The organism is Mycobacterium sp. E2733 (genome assembly GCF_001667585.1).
Taxonomy (GTDB): domain Bacteria; phylum Actinomycetota; class Actinomycetes; order Mycobacteriales; family Mycobacteriaceae; genus Mycobacterium.
Window position 1 is genome coordinate 84,935 of the sequence record NZ_LZJZ01000107.1, and the last position, 12,611, is coordinate 97,545.

The 12,611-nt window shown below is 66.7% G+C and carries 15 protein-coding genes; 10 read left to right on the forward strand and 5 right to left on the reverse strand.

What is annotated here, in order from left to right:
• Nucleotides 1–5: 5 nt before the first annotated feature.
• On the forward strand, nt 6–278 hold the full coding sequence (locus A5678_RS20440) for a hypothetical protein (RefSeq protein WP_068045904.1): 273 nt from the start codon (nt 6–8) through the stop codon (nt 276–278).
• Nucleotides 279–285: 7 nt separating this feature from the next.
• On the opposite strand, the gene A5678_RS20445 is transcribed toward A5678_RS20440, so the two are convergent.
• Both A5678_RS20445 and ramB read right to left on the reverse strand, forming a co-directional pair.
• Complete coding sequence (locus A5678_RS20445; RefSeq protein ID WP_068045906.1) at nt 286–846, reverse strand: carboxymuconolactone decarboxylase family protein; 561 nt, start codon at nt 844–846, stop codon at nt 286–288.
• Nucleotides 843–2,267 carry an acetate metabolism transcriptional regulator RamB gene (gene ramB, locus A5678_RS20450; protein ID WP_068045945.1) on the reverse strand — a complete coding sequence of 475 codons (1,425 nt, stop codon included), beginning with the start codon at nt 2,265–2,267 and terminating at the stop codon, nt 843–845. The genes A5678_RS20445 and ramB overlap by 4 nt, the downstream gene beginning before the upstream one ends.
• A gap of 160 nt (nt 2,268–2,427) precedes the next feature.
• Here ramB and A5678_RS20455 point away from each other — a divergent pair, with 160 nt between their 5' ends.
• From A5678_RS20455 to A5678_RS20465, 3 genes are all read left to right on the forward strand, one after another.
• On the forward strand, nt 2,428–3,222 hold the full coding sequence (locus tag A5678_RS20455) for an acyl-[acyl-carrier-protein] thioesterase (protein WP_068045943.1): 795 nt from the start codon (nt 2,428–2,430) through the stop codon (nt 3,220–3,222).
• Between the two features lie 268 nt (nt 3,223–3,490).
• Nucleotides 3,491–4,777, forward strand: coding sequence for an isocitrate lyase (aceA, locus tag A5678_RS20460; protein WP_068045909.1), 1,287 nt, complete (start codon nt 3,491–3,493; stop codon nt 4,775–4,777).
• Nucleotides 4,778–4,863: 86 nt separating this feature from the next.
• Nucleotides 4,864–5,721, forward strand: coding sequence for a 3-hydroxybutyryl-CoA dehydrogenase (locus A5678_RS20465; protein WP_068045911.1), 858 nt, complete (start codon nt 4,864–4,866; stop codon nt 5,719–5,721).
• A 26-nt stretch (nt 5,722–5,747) separates the two neighbouring features.
• On the opposite strand, the gene pcaA is transcribed toward A5678_RS20465, so the two are convergent.
• Both pcaA and A5678_RS20475 read right to left on the reverse strand, forming a co-directional pair.
• The gene (gene pcaA, locus A5678_RS20470) at nt 5,748–6,617 is read right to left on the reverse strand and encodes a cyclopropane mycolic acid synthase PcaA (RefSeq protein WP_068045914.1); all 870 of its coding nucleotides are present in this window, start codon (nt 6,615–6,617) and stop codon (nt 5,748–5,750) included.
• A gap of 181 nt (nt 6,618–6,798) precedes the next feature.
• Nucleotides 6,799–7,518 carry a TetR/AcrR family transcriptional regulator gene (locus A5678_RS20475; RefSeq protein ID WP_068045917.1) on the reverse strand — a complete coding sequence of 240 codons (720 nt, stop codon included), beginning with the start codon at nt 7,516–7,518 and terminating at the stop codon, nt 6,799–6,801.
• Nucleotides 7,519–7,652: 134 nt separating this feature from the next.
• Here A5678_RS20475 and A5678_RS20480 point away from each other — a divergent pair, with 134 nt between their 5' ends.
• From A5678_RS20480 to deoC, 6 genes are all read left to right on the forward strand, one after another.
• Nucleotides 7,653–9,035, forward strand: a complete 1,383-nt coding sequence (locus A5678_RS20480; RefSeq protein WP_156747006.1) for a DUF445 domain-containing protein — start codon at nt 7,653–7,655, stop codon at nt 9,033–9,035.
• An 83-nt stretch (nt 9,036–9,118) separates the two neighbouring features.
• Nucleotides 9,119–9,610 (forward strand): helix-turn-helix domain-containing protein, encoded by a 492-nt coding sequence (locus A5678_RS20485; protein WP_068045923.1) that lies wholly within the window; start codon nt 9,119–9,121, stop codon nt 9,608–9,610.
• A 57-nt stretch (nt 9,611–9,667) separates the two neighbouring features.
• Complete coding sequence (locus tag A5678_RS20490) at nt 9,668–10,273, forward strand: heparin-binding hemagglutinin (RefSeq protein ID WP_068045926.1); 606 nt, start codon at nt 9,668–9,670, stop codon at nt 10,271–10,273.
• A 79-nt stretch (nt 10,274–10,352) separates the two neighbouring features.
• Nucleotides 10,353–10,640, forward strand: a complete 288-nt coding sequence (locus tag A5678_RS20495) for a DUF2516 family protein (protein WP_067282206.1) — start codon at nt 10,353–10,355, stop codon at nt 10,638–10,640.
• Nucleotides 10,641–10,644: 4 nt separating this feature from the next.
• Nucleotides 10,645–11,058, forward strand: a complete 414-nt coding sequence (locus tag A5678_RS20500) for a DUF2599 domain-containing protein (RefSeq protein WP_068045929.1) — start codon at nt 10,645–10,647, stop codon at nt 11,056–11,058.
• Entirely contained in the window at nt 11,058–11,747 is a 690-nt protein-coding gene (deoC, locus tag A5678_RS20505; RefSeq protein WP_156747007.1) for a deoxyribose-phosphate aldolase, read from the forward strand. Before A5678_RS20500 ends, deoC begins: the two co-directional genes overlap by 1 nt.
• 8 nt (nt 11,748–11,755) lie before the next feature.
• Here deoC and A5678_RS20510 read toward each other — a convergent pair.
• Nucleotides 11,756–12,611, reverse strand: an 856-nt coding sequence (locus A5678_RS20510) for a DUF2993 domain-containing protein (protein ID WP_231983726.1), incomplete at its 5' end; no start/stop codon positions are given.

Below are 12,611 nucleotides of genomic sequence, written 5' to 3' on the forward strand. Positions count from 1 at the left end.
GTCACATGCGCAGCGACATCGTTCTCGGCGCCGTCGGCGGCCTCGCCGCGGGCTACGTCCTGTGGTTGGCGGCCTTTTCGATCGCCGACGACAACGCGGCGGTGGGGCAGTGGGCCCCGACGGTGTTGCTGCTGTCGCTCGCGCTGGCGGTCTGCGCCACGATGTGGGCGTCGTTGCTGCGCCGGAAGCGGCAATACGCGTGGTCGGGGTTCGGCTTCGGGCTGTCCGTGCCGCCGCTGCTGCTGACGCTGGCCGTGCTCGCCAACGTCTACCTCTGAGGCGGGTCTAGCGCGGGTTGTCCAGCGGGATGTCCAGGGCCGCCATCGTCGCGGCCAGGCCGTCGTATTGGCTTGCCAGCAAGCAGAATTCGATCAGCTGACGCCGGTCCAGGTGCTCCGCGAGCTGCTGCCAGGTGGCGTCGGTGATGGTGCGGTCCTTGATGAACTCGTCGGTGGCCGTCAGCAGCGCCTGCTGCCGCACGGTCAGGCGCGCCTCGACCCGGTCCAGCCGCTCGGGCCACGCGAAGATGGCGGCCTGCAAGTCGGCGTCGAGCCCCTGCTTGGCGGCCATCCGGCGATGGTGCTGCAGCTCGTATTCGCAACCGCGCACATGCGCGACCCGCAGGATCACCAGCTCGGTGTCGATCGCCGGCAGCCGGCCCCGCAGCACGCGGCCGCTGTAAACGCTCCACGCCAAGAACAGCAACCGGTGCTGACCCAGCGTGGTGAACAGGTGCATCTCGGGCGCCCGGACCGTGCGCGCGGCCATCTTCGCGAGAACCCAGTTGACCGGGCCCAATTCGCGGAACCGCCCCGACGGGATGCGGCCATCCTGAGTCGCGGTCACGGTTGCTTCACCAGGTACGGGGAGACGGTGCTGCGGTGCTCGTCGAGATCCAGCGCGCGCCCCAGGGCCGGGAACGCCCGCTGTGGGCAGTTGTCGCGTTCGCAGACCCGGCAACCCGCGCCGATCGGTGTGGCCACTGTTCCTGAATCCCCTGAGACGTCGAGTCCTTCCGAGTACACCAGCCGGTGCGCGTGGCGAAGCTCGCAGCCCAGCCCGATCGCGAAGGTTTTACCCGGCTGACCATACCGGGCGGCCCGGCGCTCCACGGTCCGGGCCACCCACATGTAGTTGCGGCCGTCGGGCATCTGGGCGATCTGGACCAGGATCTTGCCCGGGTTGGCGAACGTTTCGTACACGTTCCACAGCGGGCAGGTCCCGCCGCTGGACGAGAAGTGAAACCCGGTGGCGGACTGGCGTTTTGACATGTTGCCTGCGCGGTCGACGCGGACGAAAGAGAACGGCACGCCACGCATCGACGGCCGTTGCAGCGTCGAAAGCCGGTGCGCGATGGTCTCGTAGCTCACCGAGTAGAAGGAGGACAATCGCTCGACGTCGTAGCGGAAATTCTCCGCGACGTCGTGAAATTGGCGGTAGGGCAGCACCGCCGCCGCGGCGAAGTAGTTGGCCAAACCCAGCCGGGCCAGCGTGTGCGACTCGTCGCTGGTGAACTTGCCCTCCTCCACCAGGCTGTCGATCAGGTCACCGTACTCGAGGTAGGCCAGTTCGGCGGCCATCTTGAACACCTGCTGACCGAGCGAGAGGTGGTTGCTGATCTCCAGCGTCTTGGTCAAGGGGTCGTACCGGTGCAACACGGTGTCGCCGAGATCGATTCGCCTGTTGATGTGCACGCCGTGCACCTCGGTCAACCGGCGGTTGAGCTCGCGGGCCAGGTCGCCGTGGTGCATCCGCATCTGGATCGTGAGGTCTTCGGCGGCGGTGTCCAGCTCGTGCAGATAGTTCTGGCGTTGGTAGAAGTAGTCGCGCACCTCCTCGTGCGGCATGGTGATCGAGCCGCTGCCGCTGCCGTCGGAGAACCGCTCTTCGGTCGCGGCGGCCAGCTGCGCCGTGGTGATCCGGTAGCGCCGGTGCAGGTTGACCACCGCGCGGGCCAGAGCCGGGTGGGCGCTGACCATGTCGGCCACCTCGGTGGGGTCGACGTCGATGTCCAGATCGCGGTCCATGGTCACCTCGCGCAGCTCGGCGACCAGCCGGGTGTCGTCCTGGGAGGCGAAGAACGTCGCGTCGACGCCGAACACCTCGGTGATCCGCAGCAGCACCGCCACCGTCAGGGGGCGAACGTCGTGCTCGATCTGGTTCAGGTAGCTCGGGGAGATCTCCAGCATCTGCGCCAGGGCGGCTTGGGAGAAGCCGCGCTCGTGGCGCAGCTGGCGGACCCGGGAGCCGACGAAGGTCTTGGACACTTCGCCCAGCGTACCGGCGTTGCTAAGCGGAAGTTGGCAGAGTTCGCAGCGGCCCGGGTCGCGTCGCAATTGGTTTTTGGCCACCGGCGTTGGCATGATTCGCAGCGGACCCCCAGGGCTGGCCTGGGGTGCCCACGAGGAGGAAACGGGGAACGCAGCCGTGAGCCTGGACAAAGAACTGATGCCGGTTCCCGACGGCCACCCCGATGTGTTCGATCGCGAATGGCCGCTGCGGGTGGCCGACATCGACCGCACGGGCCGGCTGCGGCTGGACGCCGCGTGCCGGCACATCCAGGACATCGGCCAGGACCAGCTCCGCGAGATGGGCTTCGAGGAGACGCACCCGCTGTGGATCGTTCGCCGCACGATGCTCGACCTGATCCGCCCGATCGAATTCCAGGACATGCTGCGGTGTCGCAGGTGGTGTTCGGGCACTTCGAACCGGTGGTGTGAGATGCGGGTTCGTGTCGACGGGCGCAAGGGCGGCCTGATCGAGTCCGAGGCCTTCTGGATCAACATCAACCGGGAGACCCAGATGCCGTCGCGCATCTCCGACGACTTCCTGGCGGGTTTGCACAAGACCACGTCCGTCGACCGCCTCAGGTGGAAGAGCTATTTGAAGCCGGGCAGCCGCGACGACGCGCAGGAGATCCACGAGTTTCCCGTCCGCGTCACCGACATCGACCTGTTCGACCACATGAACAACTCCGTGTACTGGAGCGTGATCGAGGACTACCTGGCTTCGCACCTGGAGCTCATGGCGGCGCCGCTGCGCATCACGATCGAGCACGAGGCGCCGGTGGCGCTGGGCGACAAGCTGGAGATCATCTCGCACGTCCATCCGGCCGGATCGACCGACCAGTTCGGCCCCGGACTGGTCGATCGCCCTGTTACAACGCTCACATATGCGGTCGGCGACGAGACCAAAGCGGTCGCCGCGCTCTTCTCCCGCTAAACCGGACAAGCGTCCCGCTAAATTACCGTTGACCTGCGGATATTGGGTTACTGATCGGTAGTTTCTGAAACGGTTAAGTTCGCGTTCATCTTCGCAAGATTTGCAAATCCCCGGCCTGTCGTTGCCGAAATTGGCAAATGAAACGGCTGGACCTGCGTCGATGGCTGTGCCATCTTCGAATTAGCACACCAGCGAAGTTGAGCCTCTAGCTACCGCCGGTGAAGCGTCTATCCACTCAGCAGTGAAGATTCGTTAAGGAGCATGCCCAATGTCTGTCGTTGGCACCCCCAAGAGCCCGGAACAGGTCCAGAAGGACTGGGACACGAACCCGCGTTGGAAGGGCGTCACCCGCACCTACAGCGCCGAGGACGTCGTCGCCCTGCAGGGCACCGTGGTCGAGGAGCACACGCTGGCCCGCCGCGGCGCCGAGGTGCTCTGGGAGCAGCTGCACGACCTGGAGTGGATCAACGCGCTCGGCGCCCTGACCGGCAACATGGCCGTCCAGCAGGTCCGCGCCGGCCTGAAGGCGATCTACCTGTCGGGTTGGCAGGTCGCCGGTGACGCCAACCTGTCCGGCCACACCTACCCCGACCAGAGCCTGTACCCGGCCAACTCGGTGCCGCAGGTGGTGCGTCGCATCAACAACGCGCTGCTGCGCGCCGACGAGATCGCCCGCGTCGAGGGCGACACCTCGGTGGAGAACTGGCTGGCCCCGATCGTGGCCGACGGCGAGGCGGGCTTCGGCGGTGCGCTGAACGTCTACGAGCTGCAGAAGGCGATGATCGCCGCGGGCGTCGCGGGCTCGCACTGGGAGGACCAGCTCGCGTCGGAGAAGAAGTGCGGTCACCTCGGTGGCAAGGTGCTCATCCCGACCCAGCAGCACATCCGGACGCTGACCTCGGCCCGCCTGGCGGCCGACGTCTGCGACGTTCCGACCGTGGTCATCGCCCGGACCGACGCCGAGGCGGCGACCCTGATCACCTCGGACGTCGACGAGCGCGACCAGCCGTTCATCACCGGTGAGCGGACCAAGGAAGGCTTCTACCGGGTGCGCAACGGCCTGGAGCCCTGCATTGCCCGGGCCAAGGCCTACGCGCCGTACGCCGACCTGATCTGGATGGAGACCGGCACGCCGGACCTCGACTTGGCCGCCAAGTTCGCCGAGGGCGTCAAGTCCGAGTTCCCCGACCAGATGCTGGCCTACAACTGCTCGCCGTCGTTCAACTGGAAGAAGCACCTGGATGATGCCACCATCGCGAAGTTCCAAAAGGAGCTTGCCGCAATGGGATTCAAGTTCCAGTTCATCACCCTGGCCGGCTTCCACGCGCTGAACTACTCGATGTTCGATCTGGCCTACGGCTACGCCCGCAACCAGATGACCGCGTACGTGGAACTGCAGGAGCGCGAGTTCGCCGCCGAGGAGCGCGGTTACACCGCGACCAAGCACCAGCGCGAGGTCGGCGCCGGTTACTTCGACCGCATCGCCACCACGGTTGACCCCACCTCGTCGACCACCGCGCTGACCGGCTCCACCGAAGAGGGTCAGTTTCACTGAGTTAGTCTGCCGAGCAGACGCAGAGTCGCACTCCTGCAGCCCAGTCGATGCGATTCTGCGTCTGCTCGCGCGTATAAGGAGGAGCAATGGCAGCGATTCAACGGGTAGGGGTTGTCGGGGCCGGCCAGATGGGATCCGGCATCGCCGAAGTCTCGGTCCGCGCGGGTGTCGACGTGACGGTGTTCGAGACCACCGAGGCCCTGATCACGGCGGGACGCAACCGCATCGTGAAGTCGCTCGAGCGCGGCGTGAGCGCGGGCAAGGTCACCGAGCGGGAGCGCGACCGCGCGCTGAGCAGGCTCACCTTCACCACCGATCTGAAGGACCTCGCGGACCGCCAGCTGGTCATCGAGGCGATCATCGAAGACGAGGCCGTCAAGGCCGACATCTTCGCCGAACTCGACCGCGCCATCAGCGATCCCGACGCGGTGCTGGCGTCCAACACGTCCAGCATCCCGATCATGAAGATCGCCGCGGCCACCAAGAACCCGCAGCGGGTGCTGGGCCTGCACTTCTTCAACCCCGTGCCGGTGCTCCCGCTGGTCGAGTTGGTCAGCACGCTGGTCACCGACGAAGCCGCCGCGGCGCGCACCGAGGAGTTCGCGAGCGCGGTCCTGGGCAAGCAGGTGGTGCGCTGCTCGGACCGGTCCGGCTTCGTCGTGAACGCGCTGTTGGTTCCCTACCTGTTGTCGGCAATTCGCATGGTGGAGGCGGGTTTTGCCACCGTCGAAGACGTCGACAAAGCCGTCGTCGCCGGGCTATCGCACCCGATGGGTCCGCTGCGGCTGTCCGACCTGGTGGGCCTGGACACCCTGAAACTGATCGCGGACAAGATGTTCGAGGAATTCAAGGAACCGCAGTACGCCCCGCCGCCGCTGTTGCTGCGCATGGTGGAGGCGGGCCGGCTCGGCAAGAAGACCGGCCGGGGCTTCTACACCTACTGACGGCTGAGCCCGCCGACCGCCGTGGGCTACTTCTTCTTCTTCAGGGTGAACTGGTCGACGTCGGTGTAGCCCTGGCGGAACAGCTTGGCGCAGCCGGTCAGGTACTTCATGTAGCGGTCGTAGACCTCTTCCGACTGGACGGCGATCGCCTCGCCGCGATTGGCCTCGAGGGCGGCCGCCCACGTCTCCAGGGTCCTCGCGTAGTGCAGTTGCAGCGAGTGCACCCGGGTCAGCTCGAAGCCGGCCGTGACCGCGTACTCTCCGACGGTCTGGGGCGTCGGCAGCCAGCCGCCGGGAAAGATCTCGGTCAGGATGAATTGCGAGAAGTGAACGATCTCGTGGGTCAGCTTCATGCCGCGCGCCCGGGCTTCTTTGAAGGACGGGCGAACGATGGTGTGCAGCAACATCACGCCGTCGGACGGCAGCGCCTCGTAGGCCATCTTGAAGAAGCGGCCGTAGCGCTGGCGGCCGAAGTGCTCGAACGCGCCGATGGAGACGATGCGGTCGACCGGCTCGTGGAACTTCTCCCACCCCTCCAGTAGCACCCGCCGGCTGCGGGGGGTGTCGAGCTGATCGAACATGGCCTGCACGTGCTCGGCCTGGTTCTCCGACAACGTCAGGCCGACGACGTTGACGTCGTACTTCTCGATTGCGCGCCGCATGGTGGCGCCCCAGCCGCAACCGATGTCCAGCAACGTCATTCCCGGCTCGAGCTTCAGCTTGCCCAGCGCCAGGTCGATCTTGGCGATCTGCGCCTCTTCCAGAGTCATGTCGTCACGCTCGAAGTAGGCGCAGCTGTACGTCTGGGTGGGGTCCAGGAACAACCGAAAGAAGTCATCGGACAGGTCGTAGTGGGCTTGCACGTTCGTGAAATGCGGCGTGAGCTGCACGGACATGTCGAGTAGAGCCTTTCGTTACGCGGAGCCAGGGGCGGCCAATCAGCACGACGCACCCCGGCGTCACCCCCCATGCACCCCTGCATGCTAGTCGCTGCGGCTATGTAAGTCGTCCGGCCGAGCGCGTCATAAGCGTCACACGAGACGGGCGAAATTCCCAAAAGACGGTCGGCCGCGGGGGTTAGAGCGGGGCTCGATCCCCTGCCCCGCGGGGCGGCACGATGGGCGACGGGTGGGGCTCTTCGCGGAACTTCTCCAGCGATCCGCCCACCTCGACGATGCCCTTCAGCGCGTTCCAGCTCAGCATCGTCAGGTAGTCGATCAACTCGTCGCGACTCATCCGCGGGTCCGACATCCAGGAGTGCGTGGCCAGCTGCACACCGCCGACGATCAGGTAGGCCCATGGCTCCGCACCACCGGTGTCCATCCCCGCTTGTTGCATGCGGCGGCGCATCAGCACCGCCAGCATGCGGGCGATGATCCGCTCGGAATCGGCGATCACCTTGCTCTTGCTGGCGGAGCTGTTGGACATCACGAAGCGATACGGTTCGGGTTCGTTCGCGACGGTTTCGACGTACACGCGGATGACCTCTCGGGTCAGGTCGAAGCCGTCGAGATTGGACGTCAGCGCCGCGGCCATATTTGGAATCAGGGTGGTTTGGGTGAACCGCATCATGACCGCGGTCGTCAGATCGTTCTTGTCGACGAAGTAGCGATACAACACCGTCTTGGAAACGCCGATCTCCGCGGCGATGTCGTCCATGCTCAACGTGCCGCCGCGCCGCCGGATCGCGTCGATCGTCCCGTCTACCAACTCGTTGCGGCGCTCCACCTTGTGTTGGTGCCAGCGCCGTTTGCGACCATCCGTCTTGGCCGTCACAGCCAATGTTTGCTCTGCCACTGTCGCCGATTTCCCATTCACTAGACGCCCTCGATACTACGGTGTGCGGGCCTGTTCCGGGCTTCGGCCGCGCCCCGCTACGGGCCCCCCGAACAGTGCCGTCACACCAATCGGCCGGGACGATGAATGATGGAGTGGTGGTACACAGAGCCTCGCCTCGAGGCGTAGCGCCGGCCCCGCGAGCGGCGGGGCCGGACCCGATGACACCGTTGACCGGAACCGGTCGTTCGCACCCATCGTTGGCCGAATCCTTCGCGGGTGCCGATCCGCAGGCCGATGCGGAGCGCCGGGTGGCCCTGCGCCGGATGAAGGCGGTGGCGCTGGGCTTCCTGATCGGCGCCACCGCCCTGTTTCTCGCCTGCCGGTGGGCCCAGGCCCACACCCACCTCGGTGCCTGGGTCGGCTACGTCGGTGCCGCCGCCGAGGCCGGGATGGTGGGTGCGCTGGCCGACTGGTTCGCGGTGACCGCGCTGTTCAGGCATCCGTTGGGCATCCCCATCCCGCACACCGCGATCATCAAGCGCAAGAAGGATCAGCTCGGCGAGGGCCTGGGAACCTTCGTGCGGGAGAACTTCCTGTCGCCGCCGGTGGTGGAGACCAAGCTGCGGGACGCCGAGGTGCCCGGACGGCTCGGCAAGTGGCTGTCGGAGGCCGCCCACGCCGAGCGGGTGGCCAGCGAGACGGCCACGGTGCTGCGGGTATTGGTGGAGCTACTGCGCGACGACGACGTCCAGCAGGTGATCGACCGGATGATCGTGCGCCGCATCGCCGAGCCGCAGTGGGGTCCGCCGGTCGGGAGGGTGTTGACGACGCTGCTGGCCGAGAATCGGCAGGAGGCGCTGATTCAGTTACTTGCCGACCGGGCCTTCCAGTGGTCGCTGAACGCCGGCGAGGTGATCCAGCGGGTGGTCGAGCGTGACTCGCCGACGTGGTCGCCACGCTTCATCGACCACCTGGTCGGCGACCGCATCCACCGCGAGCTGATGGACTTCACCGACAAGGTGCGCCGCAATCCCGACCACGAGCTGCGCCGGTCGGCGACGCGTTTTCTGTTCGAATTCGCCGACGACCTGCAAAACGACGCGGACACCATCGCGCGCGCCGATGCCGTCAAGGAGCAGCTGATGGCGCGCGACGAGATCGCAAACGCCGCCGCGACGGCCTGGAAGACGCTGAAACGCCTGGTGCTCGAGGGCGTGGACGACCCGTCCAGCACGTTGCGCACCCGCATCGCCGACACCGTCGTACGCATCGGGGAATCACTGCGTGACGACGCCAACCTGCGCGACAAGGTGGACAACTGGATCGTGCGGGCCGCCCAGCACCTGGTTTCGCAGTACGGCGTGGAGATCACCGCGATCATCACCGACACCATCGAGCGCTGGGACGCCGAGGAGGCCAGCCGGCGCATCGAGCTGCACGTGGGCCGCGATCTGCAGTTCATCCGGATCAACGGAACCGTGGTCGGCTCCCTGGCCGGTCTGGTGATCTACGCCGTCGCCCAGCTCTTTTTCTAGTAGTGCTAACAAGTGCTTGCAATAGCAAGCACTTGTAGTAATCTGGTGGCCGTCACCATCGACCAGCCGACCAGGAGCACGCCATGGCACCCGAGGAGAAGCTCTCCGCCAAGGTGTCCAACGCCGCCTCCGACATGGCCTCGGACATCGGAAGCTTCATTCGCAGCCAGCGTGAACTCGCGCAGGTCTCGGTGCGTCAACTCGCCGAAAAATCCGGGGTCAGCAATCCGTATCTGAGCCAGGTGGAGCGGGGATTGCGTAAGCCGTCCGCCGACGTGCTCAATCAAATCGCCAAGGCGCTGCGGGTTTCCGCCGAGGTTCTCTATGTGCGGGCTGGGATTCTCGAGCCCAGCGACAAAAGTCAGGTGCGCGACGCCATCATCACCGATACCGCGATTACCGAGCGCCAGAAGCAGGTGCTGCTCGACGTCTACGCCTCCTTCATCCAGCAGAACGAATCCGCCCACGAGGAGGGCCCGACCGCCGACGCCGCTCCCACGCCCGCCGGCCAGTCGTCGACCGACCGACCGCAGGCGGCTCCGGTTACCCGAAAGGAAGAGACCAAACGCCCCTAGCTTGCGAACCGCACACGTAGTAACGCTGATAGCGAACAAAAGAAGGAAAGGAACACCATGGCTGACAACACCAACATCGAGGACCTGCGGGCGCCCCTGCTCGCAGCCCTGGGCGCGGCCGACCTGGCCCTGGCCACCGTCAATGACTTGATCGCCACCCTGCGTGAGCGCGCGGGAGAGACCCGCGCCGACACCCGCACCCGGGTCGAGGAGAGCCGCGCCCGGCTGACCCGGTTGCAGGAGGACCTGCCCGAGCAGCTGGACGAGCTGCGCGAGCGGTTCACCAGCGACGAACTGCGCAAGGCCGCCGAGGGCTACCTGGACGCGGCGACCAACCGCTACAACGAGCTGGTCCAGCGCGGCGAAGCCGCCCTGCAGCGGCTGCGCAGCCAGACGGGCCTGGACGACGCGTCCGCGCGCGCCGAGGGCTACGTGGACCAGGCCGTCGAGCTGACGCAGGAGGCGCTGGGCACCGTCGCGTCGCAGACCCGCGCGGTCGGCGAGCGTGCGGCCAAACTGGTCGGCATCGAGCTGCCCAAGAAGTCCGACGAGACGGCCAAGAAGGCTCAGAAGGCTGTCGGCAAGAAGGCGCCCGCCAAGAAGGCGCCCGCCAAGAAGGCGCCCGCCAAGAAGGCGGCCGCCAAGAAGGTCACCCAGAAGTAAGTACCGACGCTCGACTCGGAGTTGTCCTTCGGGCAACTCTGAGTCGACGTTTGGGACGGCGCCCGCATACGCTTAAGGCGTGAGCCACCTCGTGGGTACCGTCATGTTGGTCTTGCAGATCGCCGTCTTGGTCACGGCGGTATATGCGTTCGTGCATGCCGCGCTGCAGCGGCCCGACGCTTACACCGCCGCCGAAAAGCTGACCAAGCCGGTGTGGTTGGTGATCCTCGGCCTGGCTGTCGCCCTGACATCCATCCTGAGTTTTGTTTTCGGGGTACTCGGGATGGCGATCGCCGCGTGCGCGGCGGGCGTGTATCTGGTCGACGTGCGGCCGAAACTTCTTGAAATTCAAGGTAAGTCGCGCTAGCGGGATGAAGGCCGTGCTGACGGCGCCCGCTGCGGTGCTTGTCGCGCTGTGGGGACCCGCGGCCGCCGCGGCGGCGGACCCGGCGACGATGTCCCCGCCGTTCATCGACCACACCGAGTGGGCGCAGTGGCACGGGCTGAGCAGCCTGCGGGTGTTCCCGACGCCATCGGGGCGGCTGGCCGCCGGCCATTCGGCGAATCCGGCCCTCGCCGACGAGGCGTGGGCCGAGGTGCTGACGCTGTCGCCGGACGCCGACACCGCCGGGATGCGCGCGCAGTTTATCTGTCATTGGCAATTCGCCGAACTGGCGGCGCCCGGCAAGACCAGCTGGAACCTCGAGCCGTGGCGCCCGGTCGTCGACGACGCCGAGATGGGCGCTTCCGGATGCAATCCGGGCGGGCCCGAAGAAAGGTTCTAGTGGCGAGCAAACCCACCCGGGCTCAACTGGCGGCCGTGGTCGACCACACCCTGCTGAAACCGGAGGCCACCGAGGCGGACGTGGCCGCGCTGGTCGCGGAGGCCTCCGAATTGGGCGTCTACGCCGTGTGCGTCTCACCGTCGATGGTTCCGGCCGCCGTCCGGGCCGGCGGAGGTGTCGCGGTGGCGAGCGTGGCGGGTTTCCCGTCGGGCAAGCACATTTCGGCGGTCAAGGCGCACGAGGCCGAGCAGGCCTTGGCATCGGGCGCGACCGAGGTCGACATGGTCATCGACATCGGCGCCGCGCTGGCCGGCGACATCGCGGCGGTGCGGGCCGATATCGCGGCCGTGCGCGCCGCCATGAACGACGTCGACGCCGGTTCCGTGCTGAAGGTGATCGTGGAGTCGGCGGTGCTGCTATCGGGGCCGGACGAGCGCACGCTGGTGCAGGTGTGTCGCGCGGCCGAGGACGCCGGCGCCAACTTCGTCAAGACCTCGACCGGGTTCCATCCCGCGGGCGGCGCCTCGGTGCGTGCGGTCACCGTGATGAGCCAGACCGTCGGCGCCAGGCTGGGCGTGAAGGCCAGCGGCGGCATCCGCAGCGCCGCCGACGCGCTCGCGATGCTGGAGGCCGGTGCCACGCGGCTCGGCCTGTCCGGCACCCGGGCGGTGCTCGACGGGCTCGACTGACCCCGGCGTCAGAGGTTGGCGAAGCAGGGGTCGTTGTTGTTGCCGGTGGGGATGCTCGCGTTCCGCGTCGAGAAGTGGCTGGTCACACCGTCATTGGTGACCTGCACGCTGTCCGCGTGGATGCCCAGCGGGTAGTTCTTGGTGAACTGCGAGGTGAAGTCGTCCAGGGTCGACTGCACCGACTCCTTGGGCATCGTGAAGCCGAGCGCGTTGAAGCTGACGATCTGCAGCTGCAGGCCGGTGCCCGACACCACCGGCTTGGTGGTCAGGTTGTCCAGCATGCCCTTCAACTCGATGGTGCCGTCGTTGGGATGCGTGGTCACCTTGTTGGTGACGAAGGGGCCCAGCACCGGGATCGCGTTCTGGACCGATTGCTTGATTCCGTCGGAGGTCCAAGTGACGGTCGCGTCGAGCGACCCGATGGTGCCCTTGGAGTCTTGCGTGTCCCTGAGCTGGACGTCGCGGATGTTGATGTCGATCTTCATGCCCTTGGCGTCACGCACCTGGTTGCCCGCGGTGGACACCGAGATGTTGGTGTAGTGCTTGGTGAGCTGCTGCCACAGCATCAGCGGCGCCACCCCGAACGACGCGGTGGCCTCGTCCTTGACCTCGCACGCCACCGCCTCGGCGACCTTGTTGTTGGCGACGTGACGGACGTAGAGCTCCGCGCCCACGAGCGCGGCGATCACCAGGCAAACCACGATGATGCAGACCAGCGCCACGGAGAGCGGGTCGCGCAGGAAGCGACGTTTCCGCTTCCCCCCGTTCGGTTCCTCGCCGGGGGTGGGCAGCTTCTCGGTCGGCCCCGCGGGCGGGGTCGGCGGCGTCTCCCCCCTTTTCTTGGTTGTTGGGTCAGCCGCCGAG

Excerpts from the sequence above, each read along its gene's own strand:
- A5678_RS20490 (WP_068045926.1), top strand. The coding sequence starts at position 9,668 with ATGGCTGACAACACCAACATCGAGGACCTGCGGGCGCCCCTGCTCGCA.
- pcaA (WP_068045914.1), bottom strand. The coding sequence starts at position 6,617 with ATGTCCGTGCAGCTCACGCCGCATTTCACGAACGTGCAAGCCCACTAC.
- A5678_RS20440 (WP_068045904.1), top strand. The coding sequence starts at position 6 with ATGCGCAGCGACATCGTTCTCGGCGCCGTCGGCGGCCTCGCCGCGGGC.
- aceA (WP_068045909.1), top strand. The coding sequence starts at position 3,491 with ATGTCTGTCGTTGGCACCCCCAAGAGCCCGGAACAGGTCCAGAAGGAC.
- A5678_RS20485 (WP_068045923.1), top strand. The coding sequence starts at position 9,119 with ATGGCACCCGAGGAGAAGCTCTCCGCCAAGGTGTCCAACGCCGCCTCC.
- A5678_RS20465 (WP_068045911.1), top strand. The coding sequence starts at position 4,864 with ATGGCAGCGATTCAACGGGTAGGGGTTGTCGGGGCCGGCCAGATGGGA.
- A5678_RS20500 (WP_068045929.1), top strand. The coding sequence starts at position 10,645 with ATGAAGGCCGTGCTGACGGCGCCCGCTGCGGTGCTTGTCGCGCTGTGG.